16 protein-coding genes and 1 pseudogene are annotated in these 18,505 nt (G+C 68.4%); 8 read left to right on the top strand and 9 right to left on the bottom strand.

Annotation, left to right across the window (positions count from 1 at the left end):
• Nucleotides 1-29 precede the first annotated feature (29 nt).
• Nucleotides 30-581, bottom strand: coding sequence for a cob(I)yrinic acid a,c-diamide adenosyltransferase (locus FPJ27_RS22540; RefSeq protein WP_034182784.1), 552 nt, complete (start codon nt 579-581; stop codon nt 30-32).
• A 137-nt stretch (nt 582-718) separates the two neighbouring features.
• On the opposite strand from FPJ27_RS22540, the gene FPJ27_RS22535 reads away from it, so the two are divergent.
• From FPJ27_RS22535 to proC, 6 genes are all read left to right on the top strand, one after another.
• A complete protein-coding gene (locus FPJ27_RS22535; RefSeq protein WP_204425842.1) occupies nt 719-2,128 on the top strand; it encodes an FAD-linked oxidase C-terminal domain-containing protein in 1,410 nt (469 codons plus the stop codon).
• Between the two features lie 41 nt (nt 2,129-2,169).
• Entirely contained in the window at nt 2,170-3,663 is a 1,494-nt protein-coding gene (locus tag FPJ27_RS22530; RefSeq protein WP_175962461.1) for an FAD-linked oxidase C-terminal domain-containing protein, read from the top strand.
• Between the two features lie 193 nt (nt 3,664-3,856).
• Nucleotides 3,857-4,945 carry a glycolate oxidase subunit GlcE gene (gene glcE / locus FPJ27_RS22525; protein WP_204425840.1) on the top strand — a complete coding sequence of 363 codons (1,089 nt, stop codon included), beginning with the start codon at nt 3,857-3,859 and terminating at the stop codon, nt 4,943-4,945.
• A 7-nt stretch (nt 4,946-4,952) separates the two neighbouring features.
• Entirely contained in the window at nt 4,953-6,179 is a 1,227-nt protein-coding gene (gene glcF / locus FPJ27_RS22520; RefSeq protein ID WP_072436282.1) for a glycolate oxidase subunit GlcF, read from the top strand.
• Between the two features lie 103 nt (nt 6,180-6,282).
• Complete coding sequence (locus FPJ27_RS22515) at nt 6,283-6,981, top strand: YggS family pyridoxal phosphate-dependent enzyme (RefSeq protein ID WP_204425838.1); 699 nt, start codon at nt 6,283-6,285, stop codon at nt 6,979-6,981.
• Nucleotides 6,982-7,032: 51 nt separating this feature from the next.
• Nucleotides 7,033-7,845 (top strand): pyrroline-5-carboxylate reductase, encoded by an 813-nt coding sequence (gene proC / locus FPJ27_RS22510; protein ID WP_034182779.1) that lies wholly within the window; start codon nt 7,033-7,035, stop codon nt 7,843-7,845.
• A 97-nt stretch (nt 7,846-7,942) separates the two neighbouring features.
• Here the strand turns inward: proC and ubiA are convergent, their stop codons facing one another.
• Nucleotides 7,943-8,806: a 4-hydroxybenzoate octaprenyltransferase gene (ubiA, locus tag FPJ27_RS22505; protein ID WP_072436284.1), complete on the bottom strand. Its 864-nt coding sequence runs from the start codon at nt 8,804-8,806 to the stop codon at nt 7,943-7,945.
• Nucleotides 8,807-9,059: 253 nt separating this feature from the next.
• Nucleotides 9,060-9,968, bottom strand: a complete 909-nt coding sequence (locus FPJ27_RS22500) for a patatin-like phospholipase family protein (protein ID WP_204425836.1) — start codon at nt 9,966-9,968, stop codon at nt 9,060-9,062.
• Here FPJ27_RS22500 and FPJ27_RS22495 point away from each other — a divergent pair.
• Nucleotides 9,967-10,335, top strand: a complete 369-nt coding sequence (locus tag FPJ27_RS22495; RefSeq protein WP_204426393.1) for a hypothetical protein — start codon at nt 9,967-9,969, stop codon at nt 10,333-10,335. The two genes, FPJ27_RS22500 and FPJ27_RS22495, sit on opposite strands and share 2 nt — an antisense overlap.
• Nucleotides 10,336-10,415: 80 nt before the next feature.
• On the opposite strand, the pseudogene FPJ27_RS22490 reads toward FPJ27_RS22495, so the two are convergent.
• The 6 genes and pseudogenes from FPJ27_RS22490 to recG all read right to left on the bottom strand — a co-directional run.
• A pseudogene (locus tag FPJ27_RS22490) lies at nt 10,416-10,531 on the bottom strand (DNA starvation/stationary phase protection protein); the annotation flags it as partial.
• 122 nt (nt 10,532-10,653) lie between these two features.
• On the bottom strand, nt 10,654-10,818 hold the full coding sequence (locus FPJ27_RS22485; protein WP_177318333.1) for a hypothetical protein: 165 nt from the start codon (nt 10,816-10,818) through the stop codon (nt 10,654-10,656).
• A gap of 120 nt (nt 10,819-10,938) precedes the next feature.
• Complete coding sequence (katG, locus tag FPJ27_RS22480; RefSeq protein ID WP_204425834.1) at nt 10,939-13,125, bottom strand: catalase/peroxidase HPI; 2,187 nt, start codon at nt 13,123-13,125, stop codon at nt 10,939-10,941.
• Nucleotides 13,126-13,247: 122 nt separating this feature from the next.
• Nucleotides 13,248-13,376, bottom strand: coding sequence for a hypothetical protein (locus FPJ27_RS36825; protein WP_256260557.1), 129 nt, complete (start codon nt 13,374-13,376; stop codon nt 13,248-13,250).
• Between the two features lie 393 nt (nt 13,377-13,769).
• Nucleotides 13,770-14,729, bottom strand: coding sequence for a LysR substrate-binding domain-containing protein (locus tag FPJ27_RS22475; protein WP_034182776.1), 960 nt, complete (start codon nt 14,727-14,729; stop codon nt 13,770-13,772).
• A 136-nt stretch (nt 14,730-14,865) separates the two neighbouring features.
• Entirely contained in the window at nt 14,866-17,211 is a 2,346-nt protein-coding gene (recG, locus tag FPJ27_RS22470; RefSeq protein ID WP_204425832.1) for an ATP-dependent DNA helicase RecG, read from the bottom strand.
• Nucleotides 17,212-17,378: 167 nt separating this feature from the next.
• Between recG and queA the strand changes: the two genes are divergently transcribed.
• On the top strand, nt 17,379-18,446 hold the full coding sequence (queA, locus tag FPJ27_RS22465; RefSeq protein ID WP_204425830.1) for a tRNA preQ1(34) S-adenosylmethionine ribosyltransferase-isomerase QueA: 1,068 nt from the start codon (nt 17,379-17,381) through the stop codon (nt 18,444-18,446).
• Nucleotides 18,447-18,505 lie beyond the last annotated feature (59 nt).

Below are 18,505 nucleotides of genomic sequence, written 5' to 3'. Positions count from 1 at the left end.
GTCGCAGTGCGCAAAAGCGCCACGGCGCGCTAGCGGACGCGCCCGCGCTCCCACAGCACGTCCGTCCCGCCGTCGGCACGGTTCAGCACGCGCGCCAGCACGAACAGCAGGTCGGACAGCCGGTTCACGTATCGCCGCGGCGCATCGTTGAGCGTTTCGTCGCGGCCGAGCGCGACGATCGAGCGCTCCGCGCGGCGGCACACCGTCCGGCACACGTGCGCGAGCGATGCCGCGCGCGAGCCGGCCGGCAGGATGAATTCCTTCAGCGGCTGCAGCGTCGCGTTGTAGTCGGCGAGCCACCGGTCGAGGCGCGCGAGATGCGTGTCGTCGAGCACCGCATGGCCGGGGATGCACAGCTCGCCGCCGAGATCGAACAGGTCGTGCTGGATCGTGACGAGCGCGGTGCGCACGTCGTCCGGCAGCGTCTCGGCGAGCAGCACGCCGAGATTCGAGTTCAGTTCGTCGACGTCGCCGATCGCCGCGATCCGCACGTCGTCCTTGCCGATGCGCCGTCCGTCGCCGAGGCCGGTGGTGCCGTCGTCGCCCGTGCGCGTCGCGATCTTGCTCAAGCGGTTGCCCATGCGAATGTCCTCTCGTGCGCGGCCGCAACGCGGCCCGGTTGGGTTGAAACACGATTATCGCAGCCCGCGGCGGGGCTCGCAGCGGGCGTTACGGCGTAGAATGGACCGAAAGTTCGACAAGCAGTCAGGAGACATTCGTGAATCACCCCGCCCCGCCTGCCGCCACGCGCCGCCCGCTTCCCCCCGCCATGCTCGATGCGCTGCGCGCCGCCTTCGGCGAGCGCGTGTCGACCGCCGACGCGATCCGCGAGCACCACGGCCGCGACGAATCGCCGTTCGATCCGCAACTGCCCGATGCCGTCGTGTTCGCGCACAGCGCGGACGACGTGCGCGAAGCCGTGTCGCTGTGCTCGCTCTACAGCGTGCCGCTGATTCCGTACGGCGCCGGCTCGTCGCTCGAAGGCCACCTGCTCGCGGTGCGCGGCGGCATATCGCTCGACCTGTCCGAAATGAACCGCGTGCTGTCGATCAACGCCGAAGACCTGACCGTGACGGTCGAACCGGGCATCACGCGCAAGGCGCTCAACGAAGCGCTGCGCGACACCGGCCTGTTCTTCCCGATCGACCCGGGCGCCGACGCCAGCATCGGCGGGATGACCGCGACCCGCGCATCGGGCACCAACGCCGTGCGCTACGGCACGATGCGCGAGAACGTGCTCGGCCTGACCGCCGTGCTCGCCGACGGCCGCGTCGTGAAAACGGGCTCGCGCGCGCGCAAGTCGTCGGCCGGCTATGACCTCACGCGCCTGTTCGTCGGTTCCGAAGGCACGCTCGGCGTGATCACCGAGATCACGCTGCGGCTGCACCCGCTGCCCGAAGCCGTGTCGGCCGCGATCTGCACGTTCCCGACGATGGGCGACGCGGTGCGCACCGTGATCGAGACGATCCAGATCGGCGTGCCGATCGCGCGCGTCGAATTCGTCGATTCGCTCGCCGTGCGCTCGATCAACCGCCACTCGAACCTGACGCTCACCGAAGCGCCGACGCTGTTCTTCGAATTCCACGGCACCGAGGCCGGCGTGAAGGAACAAGCCGAACTCGTGCAGGCGCTCGCCGGCCAGAACAACGGCCAGGGCTTCGAATGGGCGACCCGCCCGGAGGACCGCAGCCGGCTCTGGGCCGCGCGTCACAACGCATATTTCGCGATGCTGCAATTGAAGCCGGGCTGCCGCGCGGTGACAACCGACGTCTGCGTGCCGATCTCGCAGCTCGCCGCGTGCGTCGAGGAAACCGAAGTCGACCTGCGCGCGTCGTCGCTGCCCTGCCCGATCGTCGGCCACGTCGGCGACGGCAATTTCCACGTCGCGATCCTGATCGATCCCGACAAACCCGAGGAACTCGCCGAAGCCGAGCACATCAACGACCGGATCGTCGAGCGCGCGCTGCGCCTCGGCGGCACCTGCACGGGCGAGCACGGCGTCGGGCTGCACAAGATGCGGTTCCTGCCGAAGGAGCACGGCGACAACGCGATCGACACGATGCGCGCGATCAAGCTCGCGCTCGATCCGCGCAACCTGATGAATCCCGGCAAGATTTTCACGTGCTGAGACGGCGGCGCGACATCGCGCCCGCTGCTGCAGGAGACTCCATGAACGCTCCCGTCGAACTGTCGAGCGCAGCACGCGCGCAGCGCCAGCGCGAGGTCGTGCAGGCCCTGATGGCCGTGCTGCCGACGCACTGCCTGCTGTACCGCGACGAAGACACGGCGCCGTACGAATGCGACGGCCTGTCCGCCTACCGCCGCCTGCCGCTCGCGGTCGCGCTGCCCGAAACGGAATCGCAGGTGCAGCGGATCGTGCAGATCTGCCGCCGCATGGAAGTGCCGATCGTGCCGCGCGGCGCTGGCACGAGCCTGTCCGGCGGCGCGCTGCCGATCGCGCTCGGCGTCGTGCTGTCGCTCGCGCGCTTCACGCGCATCGTCGAAGTCGACCCGTACGCGCGCACCGCGATCGTGCAGCCCGGCGTGCGCAACCTCGCGATCTCGGAAGCCGCCGCGCCGTACGGCCTGTATTACGCACCCGATCCGTCGTCGCAGATCGCCTGCACGATCGGCGGCAACGTCGCGGAAAATTCCGGCGGCGTCCATTGCCTGAAATACGGGCTGACCGTGCACAACGTGATGCGCGTGCGCGCGGTGACGATCGACGGCGAGATCGTCGAGTTCGGCTCGCTCGCGCTCGACATGCCGGGCCTCGACCTGCTCGCCGTGATGATCGGCAGCGAAGGGATGTTCGCGATCGTCACCGAAGTCACGGTGCGGCTGATCCCGAAGCCGCAGACCGCGCAACTCGTGATGGCGAGCTTCGACGACGTGGTCAAGGGCGGCGAGGCCGTCGCGGCGATCATCGCGTCGGGCATCATCCCGGCCGGGCTCGAGATGATGGACAAGCCGGCCACGCAGGCCGTCGAGGCGTTCACGCACGCGGGCTACGACCTCGACGCAAAAGCGATCCTGCTGTGCGAATCGGACGGCACGCCGGAAGAAGTCGCGGAAGAGATCGTGCGGATGACGGCCGTGCTGCGCGAGCACGGCGCAACGCGCATCCAGGTGTCGCGCAACGAACAGGAGCGGCTGCGCTACTGGTCGGGCCGCAAGAACGCGTTCCCGGCCGCCGGCCGTATTTCCGCCGACTATTACTGCATGGACGGCACCGTGCCGCGCCGCGCGATCGGCCCGCTGCTCGCACGCATCGAGCAGCTCGAGACGCGCTACGGGCTGCGCTGCATCAACGTGTTCCATGCAGGCGACGGCAACATGCATCCGCTGATCCTGTACAACGCGAACGATCCGGACGAGCTGCGCCGCGCGGAAGAGTTCGGCGCGGAAATCCTCGAATGCTGCGTGGAATTCGGCGGCAGCGTGACGGGCGAGCACGGCGTCGGCATCGAGAAGCTCAATTCGATGTGCGTACAGTTCTCGCCGCAGGAGCGCGACGCGTTCTTCGCGGTCAAGCGCGCATTCGATCCCGCGGGGCTGCTGAACCCCGACAAGGGCATCCCGACCCGCGCGCGCTGCGCCGAATACGGCCGCCAGCACGTGCGCGGCGGGCTGCTTCCGCACCCCGACCTGCCCCGATTCTGAGCGTCGCGCGGGGGGCGGCGCGCGCCGGCGGCACCGCTCGCGCCGTGCTGCCGTGCCCGCGCGGCCCGCTCGACCCATTCGCGCGGCGGCACGGGCATGCGGTCCGCAATACCGGGCTTAGGGATAGTCGCGATGTGGAATCGCGCCACCCCGGTACAATCGACCGAACAACAAGTCGAGGCAGCAACAGAACATGGAAGAGGACGACATCGTCGCCGGATGGGCCGAGCGCATCCGCGCGGCCAGCGCCGACGGCCGGCCGCTGCGGATTCGCGGCGGCGGCACCAAGGACTGGTACGGCCAGGCGCTCGAGGGCGAAATCCTCGACACGCGCGCGTTTCAGGGCGTCGTGTCGTACGACCCGGCCGAACTCGTCGTCACGGTCCGCGCGGGCACGCCGCTCGCTGAGCTTGAAGCCGTCCTCGCCGAGTGCGGCCAGATGCTGCCGTTCGAGCCGCCGCACTTCGGCCGCGCGGCCACTGTCGGCGGCTGCATCGCGGCGGGTCTCGCCGGCCCGCGCCGCGCTACCTGCGGCGCACCGCGCGATTTCGTGCTCGGCGTCACGCTGATGAACGGTCGCGGCGAGGTGCTGCGCTTCGGCGGTCAGGTCGTGAAGAACGTCGCCGGCTACGACGTGTCGCGGCTGATGGCCGGTTCGCTCGGCACGCTCGGGCTGATGCTCGACCTGTCGATCAAGGTGCTGCCGATGCCCGTCGCCGAAGTCACGCTGAAGTTCGAGATGACCGCGACCGACGCGGTGCGCAAGCTCAACGAATGGGGCGGCCATCCGCTGCCCGTCAGCGCGAGCGCGTGGCGCAACGGCACGCTCGTGCTGCGCCTGTCGGGCGCCGAAGCGGCCGTGAAATCCGCGAAGACACTGCTCGGCGGCGAAGTCGTCGACGCGGTCGAAGCCGAGCGCTTCTGGGCCGGCCTGCGCGAGCATACCGATCCGTTCTTCAACGGCATCCCGCCCGGCTATGCGCTGTGGCGCCTCGCGCTGCCGTCGATCACCGAGCCGATGCACTTGCCCGGCACCCAGTTGATGGAATGGGGTGGCGCGCAGCGCTGGTGGATCACCGACGCCGATGCGCAGACCGTGCGCATGAGCGCGAAGCAGGCCGGCGGCCACGCGACGCTGTTCCGCGCGGGCGACACGTACGACCGCAGCGCGGGCGTGTTCACGCCGCTGCCCGCCCCGATGATGAAAATCCACCGCGGGCTGAAGGCCGCGTTCGATCCCGCGCGCATCTTCAACCGCGGCCGGCTCTACCCTGATCTCTGAGGGCTCGATGCAAACGAACCTCGCCGATTTCATCCGCAACACGCCCGACGGCGACGAGGCCGACGCGATCCTGCGCAAGTGCGTGCATTGCGGGTTCTGCACCGCGACCTGCCCGACCTATCAACTGCTCGGCGACGAACTCGACGGCCCGCGCGGGCGCATCTACCTGATCAAGCAGATGGTCGAAGGCGCGACCGTCACGCGCAGCACGCAGCAGCATCTCGACCGCTGCCTGACGTGCCGAAGCTGCGAGACGACCTGCCCGTCCGGCGTCCAGTACGGCCGGCTCGTCGAGATCGGCCGCAAGCACGTCGAGGCGCAGGTGCGGCGCCCCGTGCAGCAGCGGATCGTGCGCCGCGTGCTCGCGAGCCTCGTGCCGAACGCCGCGCTGTTCTCGCCGATGATGCGGCTCGGCCAGCACGTGCGGCCGCTGCTGCCGAAGCGGCTGCGCGACAAGGTGCCGCCGCGCACGCGGCTGCTCGAATGGCCGCACCGCACGCATACGCGCAAGATGCTGATGCTCGGCGGCTGCGTGCAGCCGTCGATGCTGCCGAACATCAACATCGCGACCGCGCGCGTGCTCGACGCGCTCGGCATCGAGACGGTCGTCGCGCCCGACGCGGGCTGCTGCGGCGCGATCCGCCTGCACCTGAACTATCACGACGAGGCGCTCGACGACGCGCGCCGCAACATCGACGCATGGTGGCCCCATGTCGAACAAGGCGCCGAGGCGATCGTGATGAACGCGTCGGGCTGCGGCGCGACGGTGCTCGAATATGCGCACCTGCTGCGTGACGACCCGGCCTACGCGGAGAGGGCGCAGCGCATCGTCTCGCTGACGCGCGACATCTCCGACGTGCTGCTCGCATTCGAGGCCGAGCTCGCGACGCTCGCACGGCGCCGCGCGATCCACACAGTCGCGTACCACCCGCCGTGCACGCTGCAGCATGGGCAGCAGTCGCGCGGCAAGGTCGAACGCCTGCTCGAGACGCTCGGCATCGACGTGCGGCTGCCGGCCGACAGCCATCTGTGCTGCGGCTCGGCCGGCACCTATTCGCTGACGCAGCCGTCGCTGTCGTACCGGTTGCGCAAGCAGAAACTGCTGAAGCTGCAGGCGCTCGAACCGCAGATGATCGTGTCCGGCAACATCGGCTGCATCGCGCACCTGCAGAGCGGCACGCAGATTCCGGTCGTGCACTGGATCCAGCTCGTCGAGCATTTGCTGTACGGCTGAGGCGGGCTGCGCGCGCGGCGTCCGTATAATGGGCGGATCGATGCGCCGCGTGCCGCGGCGCATCGGCTTCATGCCCGCTTCCGTGCCTGTCTTCGCGCCCGTCATGTCCGATCTCGCCGCCCGTCTCGAATCCGTTCATCGCCGCATCGCCGACGCCGCCCGCGCGGCCGGCCGCGATCCCGCCACCGTGTCGCTGCTCGCCGTCTCGAAGACGTTTCCAGCCGACGACGTACGCGCCGCGCACGCGGCCGGGCAACACGCATTCGGCGAAAACTACGTGCAGGAATCGATCGACAAGATCGACGCGCTCGCCGATCTGCGCGCGTCGCTCGAATGGCATTTCATCGGGCCGCTGCAATCGAACAAGACGCGCCCGGTCGCCGAGCGCTTCGACTGGGTCCATTCGGTCGATCGGCTGAAGATCGCGCAGCGCCTGTCGGAACAACGCCCCGCGCACCTGCCGCCGCTCAACGTGTGCGTGCAGGTCAACATCAGCGGCGAGGCGTCGAAGAGCGGCGTCGCGCCGGCCGACGTGGCCGACGTCGCGCGCGCGGTCGCCGCGCTGCCGTCGCTGCGGCTGCGCGGCCTGATGGCGATCCCCGAACCGGCCGGCGATATCGAAGCGCAACGCGCACCGCATCGCGCGCTGCGCGACCTGTTCGACGCATTGCGTGCCGGCGGCCTGCCGCTCGACACGTTGTCGATGGGCATGTCCGCCGATCTCGACGCGGCCGTGCTCGAAGGCGCGACGATCGTGCGCGTCGGCACCGCGATCTTCGGCGCGCGCGATTATTCGCGCTGAGCGCGGCGCCCTTTCCGCCTTTCCGTTCACTCACTCGCTCAATCGGACATCATGAAAATCGCATTCATCGGCGGCGGCAACATGGCCGCGGCCCTGATCGGCGGCCTGATCAAGCGCGGCGTCGCCGCTGAAGGCCTGTATGCCATCGACATCAACGAGGACGTGCGCGCGCGCGCCGCGCAGCAATTCGGCGTGCGTACCGGCGCGGCCGTCGACGCGACGCTCGCCGATTACGACGCGGTCGTGCTCGCGGTGAAACCGCAGGTACTGAAGGACGTCGCGCAGGCGCTCGCGCCGCACCTGAAGTCGCAGCTCGTGATCAGCATCGCGGCCGGCATTCGCGGCACGGACCTCGCGCGCTGGCTCGGCGACTATGCCCGCGTCGTGCGCACGATGCCGAACACACCCGCGCTCGTCGGCATGGGCGTGACAGGCCTCGCCGCACTGCCGGGCGTCGACGCGGCAGGCCGCGAACTCGCATCGAACGTGCTTGGCGCGGTCGGCGAGATCGTATGGTTCGACGACGAATCGCAGCTCGACGCCGTCACGGCCATTTCGGGCAGCGGCCCCGCATACGTGTTCTATTTCATCGAAGCGCTGCAGGAAGCCGCGCGCCGCCTCGGCATGAACGACGAACAGGGTCGCGCGCTCGCAGTCGCGACGTTCGCGGGCGCCGCGCAGCTCGCCGCTCAATCGGGCGAACCGGCGAGCGTGCTGCGCGAGCGCGTGACGTCGAAGGGCGGCACGACGGCCGCCGCGCTCGCGTCGTTCGACGCGCAGGGCGTGAAGGAAGCGATCGTGCGCGGCGCGCTCGCGGCCGAGGCACGCGCGAAGGAAATGGGCGACGAGCTCGGCCGCGCGTAAGCGCGCCCGTCGTGCCGGCTGCCCTGGCACCGGACGTAAAAAAAGCGGCCATCGGGCCGCTTTTTTATTGGCAATGCGCGCCGGCGCACGGCTTCGTTCAGTTGCCGGCCAGCAGGTAATGCACGGCAATCCCCGCGAACAGCACGCCGCCGAGCCAGTTGTTGTGCCGGAACGCCGCGAAGCACGGCATCCGTTCGCGGTCCTTGATCAGCGTGTAGTGATACAGCGCGCAGCCGACCGCCACCGCCCAGCCGGCCCAGTACGCCAGGCCGAAGCCGAGCGTCACGCCGATCCACACGTAGATGCCGAGCGTCGCCGCATAGCACGCCATCACCGCCGCGACGTCGAAGCGGCCGAACGTCAGCGCGGACGTGCGGATGCCGATCTTGATGTCGTCGTCGCGATCGACCATCGCGTATTCGGTGTCGTACGCGACCGACCAGAAAATGTTCGCGACCAGCATCACCCACGCGATCGTCGGCACCGTGTCCTGCACGGCCGCGAACGCCATCGGAATGCCGAAACCGAACGCGATGCCGAGATACGCCTGCGGAATCGCGAAGAAGCGCTTCATGAACGGGTACGAGCCCGCGACGAACAGCGCGACGACGGACAGTTCCTTCGTCAGCGTGTTCAGCGGCAGGATCAGCAGGAACGCGATGAACGACAGCGCGACCGCGATCGCAACGGCTTCCCATGCGCGGATCTTGCCCGACGTCAGCGGCCGGTCGGCCGTGCGCTTCACGTGACGGTCGAAATCGCGGTCGGCGTAGTCGTTCATCGCGCAGCCGGCCGAGCGCATCAGCAGCGTGCCGAGCGTGAAGATCACGAGCAGCGGCCAGCGCGGGTGGCCGTCCGACGCAATCCACAGCGCATTGAGCGTCGGCCAGAGCAGCAGCAGGCTGCCGATCGGCTTGTCCATCCGGACGAGCCGCAGATACAGGGGAAAGCGGGCAAGCATGGCGAAGCACCGGGAAGAGAATCCCGGCATTTTAGAGCCGAGCGGCGCTTCCCGTCATGTCGCAGCGGGCCGCAGCCGGCCGCAGCCGTGCGCGGACCGGCCGCCGCGGCCCGCTGCACATGGTCGCGCCGCGATGCACGTATATCAAGGGACAGATTCGAGGCGAGCGCGGATCGAGCCGTTCGGCACACCGGCCGCGGTTTGGCCCGATACGGGCGGATCGGCCCGGGTCCGTGCCCGCGTCGGGCGGGCTCTACGCACCGGCATCGCAGGTCGGCCGCTGAGCCGAGTGCGTGTGCTCGTGCAACGCCCCCGGAATGAACGTCTGTTCGAGGCCGCCATCGCCGAGCCACGCGCGGGTCCGTTCGGCCGCGAGGTCGATCAAGTCCTTGCACCGGGTGTAATCGTACGGCGAGACGTCGAGCGGACATAACGGCGGCACCACGCAAATCGTGGCGCGACTTTGGTAGAACTCGAGATCGCGCACGAGTTGGCGTGCGATCACGAGCGTCAGCGCATGCATTGCCTGCGCGATTGCGCTTCCCGGTGGCTTGCGCAACGCGCACGCGAAGCCGGCCGGCAGCACGACGATGCGCGTCGCGCCCCGCGCGACGGCAATCGAGATCGGCGTATTGTTCGCGACGCCGCCATCGACCATCAGTCGATCGTCGATCCGTACCGGCGGGAACACGCCCGGGATCGCCGCGCTGGCGAGCACGGCATCGACGACGAGGCCTGACGAAAGCACGATTTCGTTGCCGCTGAGCATGTCGGTCGCGACGACGTGCAGCGGCAGCGACGCGCGCTCCACGTACCGATACCGCAGATGCCTTTCCAGCAGCATTCGCAGCGCGGTCGCCTCGACGAGGTGTGCGCGGTTCTGCAGAACCGTCCTTAACAGGCCGAGCATCGAAAACGGCATGATGTCGCGCCGGCGGATGTTGCACCACAGCGCTTCGAGCTTTGCGACGCCGTCTCCGTCGGGCTGCCCGGCGAAATACGCGGCGTTGATCGCGCCGGCGGAAGCGCCGACCACGAAGTCGGGCCGTTCACCGTGATTGAGCAGTTCGCGCAGCATGCCCACCTCGATCGCACCGAGGCTGCCCCCGCCTGCAAAGACGAACGCGGTCCGTTCCGGACGCGCGCTTCGATCGAGAGCCATGGTTGTCTCCCGTACCGGGCCGGTAGAGAAGGATGAACGCCGAAGTCTGCGATACAGATTCGCACAAATCAGCTGGCTGCTCAATGAAGATCATGCCGGCTCCGGTCAACGGCACGCGAAGCCGCCGAGACACGACGCTCGTACCGACGAGCAGCCGGATGACGCAATTCCGCTCCCCGAATCACGCGTGTATGGCATCGACGACGGAGACGGTTTGACCGCGCAGGAATACGCGCTGGAAACGGCGATGTGGAAACTCGAACGTTGCGATGGTTTTGATCGACCAGAACTGTCGCCCGAACAGGCAACGCCCCATCTCGGCAGTATCGAGATACGGTGCCGTCTTGTGCGCAGATCGTCAGAATAGCCCCCCGGCACCGCAAACTTGCGGCCTGAACGTTGGTTTGCAGCGCTCATCGGTAGCGCAATCGTGCGTACCACAAGGGCCTTCAGGTATGGCGAGGACGTATCGGCCAGCAGGCGAGACGACCGTGCGCGATTTTCCCGTGGTCCTTGTCGCTGATGCCGATCCTGATCTGCGTGGCATTACCTTTCCCGGCCACCTTCAGGATTCCTCACCCATCACGTTGAACCGGCGGACATGTATCGGGCAATCCGCGTGCCGCCCGCTTGCGGCATCCGTATGCGGCTCGCCCCGTGCAGCGTCGTGCGAAAAACCGCGCGATCAGTAGCCCGCAACCGGCGCAAGCGCGTGCAGTGCCTGCGCGACCAGCACGGCAGCGCCGCCGCCAACGATCGCAAAACCGACGAAGCGCCGCACCATCGCGGTCGGCGCCCGTGTCACCGGCGCCGCGAACGCGGCGCGCATGTCCAGCATCATTTGCGTCATGGTCGTCACTCCTTCGACAAGACATCGATATTCGAGAAAAAACGGCCGGTCGTTCGACCGGCCGTTCCGCGTTACTGCGTTACTGCGTTACCGCACTGCCGCATTACGCGGCGGCCAGGCTCATGCGAGATCGAAGCGGTCGAGGTTCATCACCTTGTTCCAGGCCGCGACGAAGTCGCGTGCGAACTTCTCCTTCGCATCCGCGCTGCCGTACACCTCGGCCAGCGCGCGCAGTTGCGCGTGCGAGCCGAAGATCAGATCGACGCGCGTGCCCGTCCACTTGACCTTGCCCGTCGCACGATCGCGCCCTTCGAACACGTCGTTCGCGGCCGACACCGGCTTCCACTCCGTGCCCATGTCGAGCAGGTTCACGAAGAAGTCGTTCGTCAGCGTTTCCGGACGGTCGGTGAACACGCCGTGCTTCGCATCGCCGACGTTCGTGCCGAGCACGCGCAGGCCACCGACGAGCACCGTCATCTCGGGCGCGCTCAGCGTCAGCAGTTGCGCCTTGTCGACCAGCAGCGCCTCGGCCGGCGTCTTGTACGCATGCTTCAGGAAGTTGCGGAAACCATCCGCCACCGGCTCGAGCACGGCCATCGCGTCGATGTCGGTCTGCTCCTGCGACGCATCCGCGCGGCCCGGTGCGAACGGCACCGTCACCGCCACGCCCGCATTCTTCGCGGCCTGCTCGACGCCGGCCGCACCGGCCAGCACGATCAGGTCGGCAAGCGACACCTTCTTGCCGCCCGTCTGCGCGTCGTTGAACGCCTTCTGCACGCCTTCGAGCGTCGCGAGCACCTTCGCGAGTTCAGCCGGCTGGTTCACTTCCCAGTCCTTCTGCGGCGCGAGGCGGATGCGCGCACCGTTCGCGCCGCCGCGCTTGTCCGAACCGCGGAACGTCGCAGCCGACGCCCATGCGGTCGACACGAGCTGCGACACCGACAGGCCCGATGCGAGCACCTTCGCCTTCAGCGCCGCGACGTCGGCGTCGTCGATCAGCTTGTGGTCGACGGCCGGGATCGGGTCCTGCCACAGCAGATGTTCCGCCGGCACGTCCGGGCCGAGATAACGCGCGCGCGGCCCCATGTCGCGGTGCGTGAGCTTGAACCACGCGCGTGCGAACGCGTCGGCGAACTCGGCCGGGTTCTCGTAGAAGCGGCGCGAGATCTTTTCGTATGCCGGGTCGAAGCGCAGCGACAGGTCGGTCGTCAGCATCGTCGGGCGATGCTTCTTCGACGCGTCGTACGCATCCGGAATCACTTCGCCGGCGTCCTTCGCGACCCACTGGTGCGCGCCGGCCGGGCTCTTCGTGAGCTCCCACTCATAGCTGAACAGGTGCTTGAAGAAGTCGTTGCTCCACTTGGTCGGCGTCGACGTCCACGTGACTTCGAGGCCGCTCGTGATCGCGTCCGCGCCCTTGCCCGTGCCGAACGAGCTCTTCCAGCCGAGACCCTGCTGCTCGAGGCCCGCGGCTTCCGGCTCGGGGCCGACGTTCGATGCCGGGCCGGCGCCGTGCGTCTTGCCGAACGTGTGACCGCCGGCGATCAGCGCGACCGTCTCTTCGTCGTTCATCGCCATCCGCGCGAACGTCTCGCGGATGTCGTGCGCGGCGGCGACCGGGTCGGGGTTGCCGTCCGGGCCTTCCGGGTTCACGTAGATGAGGCCCATCTGCACCGCGGCGAGCGGGCTTTCCAGGTCGCGCTTGCCCGAGTAGCGGCTGTTCGGGCCGCCGCTCAGTTCCAGCCAGATCTTTTCCGAGCCCCAGTAGACGTCATCCGGTTCCCACGTGTCGACGCGGCCGCCGGCGAAGCCGAAGGTCTTGAAGCCCATCGATTCGAGCGCGACGTTGCCGGTCAGGATCAGCAGGTCGGCCCACGAGATGTTGCGGCCGTATTTCTGCTTGATCGGCCACAGCAGCCGGCGCGCCTTGTCGAGGCTCACGTTGTCCGGCCAGCTGTTGAGCGGCGCGAAGCGTTGCTGCCCGCCGCCCGCGCCGCCGCGGCCGTCGGCCGTGCGGTACGTGCCGGCGCTGTGCCAGGCCATGCGGATGAACAGGCCGCCGTAGTGGCCGAAGTCGGCCGGCCACCAGTCCTGCGACGTCGTCATCAGTGCGTGCAGGTCCTTCTTCACCGCCGCGAGGTCAAGCTTCTTGAACGCCTCGGCGTAGTCGAAATCCTTGTCCATCGGATCGGACAGCGCCGAGTGCCGATGCAGGATGTTCAGGTTCAGCTGATTCGGCCACCAGTCCTTGTTCGTCGTGCCGCTGCCTGCGGTGTGGTTGAACGGGCACTTCGTTTCGGTCGACATGCGTTTTCTCCTTGGCTTGCTCGTATGCCTCCACCTGCTCGCGCCGGCGGCATGCCGGGCGCTGTCTGTGGAGTGTCATTGCGGGGATGGGAAACGGAACAGGTAGGGTCCCTCCTGTCGTACTACGGAATGTCGTGCGTGGCCTTCGCCGCGCGCTCCCGCTGCGACGCGCCGCAGGCGGGGCGCTCGGGGAACCGGCCCCCGGCAGGCGTCGTGCCGGTGATGCGCGTGGTGTTCCAGCTTTCGGACATGCGGTGCTCTCTCATGGCTTGACGGCGGGTGACGCGGGGGCACGCAGGACCGGCATGCGGCAACGTTCATCCGCCATACACACGGTCCGCCAGGTACGCGAACGCAATCGGACGCAGGCTGCGAACCGCGACCCTGGCGCGATGTACGACCCCGTCGCGCGACGGGATGTTCCGCTGCGCGTGCTGCAATACCGACCGCATCATGACATCCTCCTTTGGCGCTTGCATTCAGCATGCAGATTGAACGTCGACATGACGCCGATCCATGTAAAACATTCTATTTTCATCTATCGATTATTTGAATTTAATTAATTTCATCTATGCGATAGAGAAAAATAAACGGAGTCGCAAGACCCCGTTCATCGTGTTGCCAGCACGCATGCCGCGGCTCGGTCAGTTCATCGTCGCCGGCATGTCGAGCTTCGCGACGCCCGGCAGTTCGCATGCGGAAATCGCATCGCTGATCGCGTCGATCGCGGGCATCCGCGTGAAGCTCTTGCGCCACACGAGCACCACGCGGCGGTCGGGCACCGGCTCGTGGAACGGCACGTACGACAGCAACTCGGCATCGGGGCCGTTCGCGCGCGGGCCGACCTCGGTGACCGACATCCGCGGCAGCACGGTGATGCCGACGCCGCTCGCGACCATGTGGCGGATCGTCTCCAGCGACGAGCCCTCGAAGGTCTTCTGGATGCCGTCGGCCGTCTGCGAGAAGCGCATCAGCTCCGGGCACACGCCGAGCACGTGATCGCGGAAGCAGTGGCCGTTGCCGAGCAGCAGCATGGTTTCCTGCTTCAGGTCCTCGGCATCGATTTCCTCGCGCTTCTCCCATGGATGGCCGGCCGGCAGCGCGACGACGAACGGCTCGTCGTACAGCGGGCGCACCATCAGGCCGGTTTCCGGGAACGGCAGCGCCATGATCGCGGCGTCGATCTCGCCCTGCTTCAGCAGTTCGAGCAGCTTCAGCGTGTAGTTCTCCTGCAGCATCAGCGGCATCTGCGGGACACGCTGGATCATCTGCTTGACGAGCGTCGGCAGCAGGTACGGCCCGATCGTGTAGATCACGCCGAGACGGAACGGGCCGACGAGCGGGTCCTTGCCCTGCTTCGCGATCTCCTTGATCGCGAAGGTCTGCTCGAGCACGCGCTGCGCCTGCGTGACGATCTGGTCGCCGATCGGCGTCACGCTCACTTCGCTCGCGCCGCGCTCGAAAATCTGCACGTTGAGCTCGTCTTCGAGCTTCTTGATCGCCACCGACAGCGTCGGCTGGCTCACGAAGCATGCTTCGGCCGCGCGGCCGAAATGCCGCTCGCGCGCGACCGCGACGATGTATTTCAATTCAGTCAGCGTCATTGTGGGTCAATCAGAGATATACATGCGATAGGTTTAATTTATACACCCTCCGGCACCGGTTCGCCAAGTTTCTCTGCATCGCGATGCGTCGATTGACGGTTTTTGGCGGCTCAGGATCCGGCCCCCAACCGGTGGATCAGGCCTTCAGGTACTGCTCGCGCGCGCCGAGCCAGCGCGCGAGATGCTGCGTGACGACGTCGGGGTACGCGGCGATCAGTCGCGTCGCGGCCTCGCGGGCCGGATCGATCAGCCAGCCGTCGGTCTCGAGGTTCGCGAAGCGCAGCATCGCCGCGCCGGACTGGCGCGCGCCGAGGAATTCGCCGGGACCGCGGATTTCGAGGTCGCGCCGCGCGATCTCGAAGCCGTCGGTCGTCTCGCGCATCGTCTTGAGCCGCTCGCGACCGGTAATCGACAACGGCCCCGTGTACAGCAGCACGCACACCGACGCCGCGGTGCCGCGCCCGACGCGGCCGCGCAACTGGTGCAGCTGCGCGAGGCCGAAGCGCTCCGCGTGCTCGATCACCATCAGCGACGCGTTCGGCACGTCGACGCCGACTTCGATCACGGTCGTCGCGACCAGCAGCTGCACGTCGTTGCGCGTGAATGCTTCCATCACGGCCGCCTTGTCGGCCGGCGACAGCCGGCCGTGCACGAGCCCGACCTTCAGTTCGGGAAGCGCCGCGGCGAGCGTCTCGTAGGTCTCGACGGCCGTCTGCAGCTGCAGCGTCTCGCTCTCCTCGATCAACGGGCACACCCAGTACACCTGGCGCCCCGTCAGCGCGGCCTCGCGCACCCGGGCGATCACCTCCTCGCGCCGCGCGTCGCCGACGAGGCGCGTCAGCACGGGCGTGCGGCCCGGCGGCAGCTCGTCGATCGTCGAGACTTCGAGATCGGCGTAATACGTCATCGCGAGCGTGCGCGGAATCGGCGTGGCCGACATCATCAACTGGTGCGGCTGGAAATCGCGCGCGCCGTTGGCCGCGTTCGCGGCCTTCGCGCGCAGCGCGAGACGCTGCTCGACGCCGAAGCGGTGCTGCTCGTCGACGATCACGAGGCCGAGCCGCGCGAATTCGACCGTGTCCTGGATGATCGCGTGCGTGCCGATCACGAGCTGCGCGGTGCCGAGCGCGGCCGCCTCGATCGCCGCGCGCTTCTCCTTCGCCTTCAGGCTGCCCGCCAGCCACGCGACCGTGACGCCGAGCGGCTCGAGCCATGCGCGCAGCTTGCGCGCGTGCTGTTCCGCGAGGATTTCGGTGGGCGCCATCAGCGCGGCCTGGTAGCCGGCGTCGATCGCTTGCGTGGCGGCCAGCGCCGCGACGACCGTCTTGCCGCTGCCGACGTCGCCCTGCAGCAGGCGCTGCATCGGGTGCGCGAGCGTGAGGTCGTGCGCGATCTCGTCGACGACGCGCGACTGCGCGCCGGTCAGCGTGAACGGCAGCGCCGCGTAGAGCCGTGTGGTCAGCGCGTCGGCATCGCTCGCGGCGCGGCGCGGCATCGCGGGCGCCGCGCGCGTGCGGCGCTCCTCGTGCGCGCGCTTGAGCGACAGCTGCTGCGCGAGCAGCTCCTCGAACTTGATGCGCGTCCACGCCGGATGCGAGCCGTCCATCAGCGCGGCTTCGTCGGAATCGACGCCCGGGTGATGCAGGATGCGCACGGCCTGCTCGAGCGACGGCACGCCGAGCGGCCGCAGGTACGCGCGATCGATCTCGGGCGGCAGCAGCTCGGGCAGCGGCGTGCGCTCGACCGCGTTCTCGATCGCCTTGCGCAGATAGGCCTGCGACACGCCGGCCGTACTCGGATAGACGGGCGTCAGCACCTGCGGCAGCGGCGTATCCGCGTCGACGACGCGCACCGCCGGATGCACCATCTCCATCCCGAAGAAGCCGCCGCGCACGTCGCCGCGCACGCGCAGCCGCTGGCCGACGGCCATCTGCTTGACCTGCGAGCCGTAGAAATTCAGGAAGCGCAGCACGAGCTGCTCGCCGTCGTCGTCCTGGATCTTCACGACGAGCTGGCGGCGCGGCCGGTACGCGACCTCGTTGTCGAACACGACGCCTTCGGTCTGCGCGATGCCGCCCGGCAGCAGCTCGCCGATCGGCGTGAGCGTGGTTTCGTCCTCGTAGCGCATCGGCAGATGCAGCACGAGATCGATCGAGCGCGTGAGACCGAGCTTCGCGAGCTTGTCGGCGGTCTTCACGGGCTTGTCGGCGGCCGCCTTCTTCTTGCGCTTCGCGCCGGCTGCGCCCGCCTCGTCGCTCGCGGCGCCACCTTCAGCGTCGGGCGCGGCGGCGGCCGGCTGTGCGAGCCGCCCGTCGGCGCCGCGCTTCGGGCCGGCCCGGCGCGGCGCGGCGCGCGGCGGCTCGGCAGGCTCCTGCGCGTCACGCTCCCCCGCACGATGCGCAGGCAACGCAACATCCTCCGTGTCGAACGGATCGGCGGAATCGGCAACGGCGGCGGTGGAACGGCGTGGTGACACAGGCATCGGATCGTCTGGGTGCTTCGCAAGGCAAGTACAATAGCGGCTTTCACGTCGTCCGAACGAACGACGCCGGCCAGGCCGCGCATCCCGTCATCATAGCGGCTCGCGCGCCCCATTTACGCGTTTCCGCCCCGCCGGCGACGCCCGCCGGCCGCTTCGAACCAGCCCGCATGTTCACGCTTTCCGATTTCGATTTCAATCTGCCGCCCGAGCTGATTGCGCAAACCGCACTGCCCGACCGCACCGCGAGCCGCCTGCTCGAGGTCGACCGCACCGTCGAGCCCGCGCGCCTCGTCGACCGCCGTTTCACCGAGCTGCCGTCGTGCATCGCGCCCGGCGACCTGCTCGTCTTCAACGATACCAGGGTGCTGAAGGCACGTTTCTTCGGCCAGAAGGCCAGCGGCGGCAAGATCGAGGTGCTGATCGAGCGCGTGACGGGCACGCACACGGCGCTCGCGCAGATCCGCGCGAGCAAGTCGCCCGGCGCCGGCACGACGCTGCGCCTTGCCGATGCGTTCGACGTGACCGTCGGCGAGCGCGTCGAGCCGTTCTTCACGCTGCACTTCCCCGAGCCGTGCCTCGCGCTGATCGAGCAGTACGGCCGCCTGCCGCTGCCGCCGTATATCGAGCACGATCCCGACGCGACCGACGAAACGCGCTACCAGACCGTCTATGCGAGCAATCCGGGCGCGGTCGCCGCGCCGACGGCCGGGCTGCACTTCGACCAGCCGCTGCTCGAGAAGCTCGACGCGATGGGCGTCGAGCGCGCGACGCTGACGCTGCACGTCGGCGCCGGCACGTTCCAGCCGGTGCGCGTCGACAACATCGCCGAGCACAGGATGCACAGCGAGTGGTACGACCTGCCGCAGTCGCTCGTCGACAAGATCGCCGCGACCCGCGCGCGCGGCGGCAACGTGATCGCGGTCGGCACGACGTCGATGCGCGCGCTCGAAGCCGCCGCGCGCGCGGCCGACGAAGCGGGCCGCCCGCTCGCGGCGACGCAGGCCGAGACCGACATCTTCATCACGCCCGGCTATCGTTTTCGCGTGGTCGACCGGCTCGTCACGAACTTCCACCTGCCGAAGTCGACACTGCTGATGCTGGTGTCCGCGTTCGCGGGTGTCGAGACGATCCGCGCCGCGTACCGGCACGCGATCGACCAACGCTACCGCTTCTTCAGCTACGGCGACGCGATGCTGCTCACGCGGCGCGACACGCCGGAGGTGCCGCGCGCGTAAGCGCGCCGCGGCACGCGTAGGCATGGCCCGCATTCGCCGTTTGCCCGCCCCGCGCGCCG

This window comes from Burkholderia sp. MS455, from assembly GCF_016899445.1.
Lineage (GTDB): Bacteria > Pseudomonadota > Gammaproteobacteria > Burkholderiales > Burkholderiaceae > Burkholderia > Burkholderia pyrrocinia_C.
Note: the sequence above shows the minus strand (reverse complement) of the source record. Positions and strands in the feature narration are given on the sequence as shown.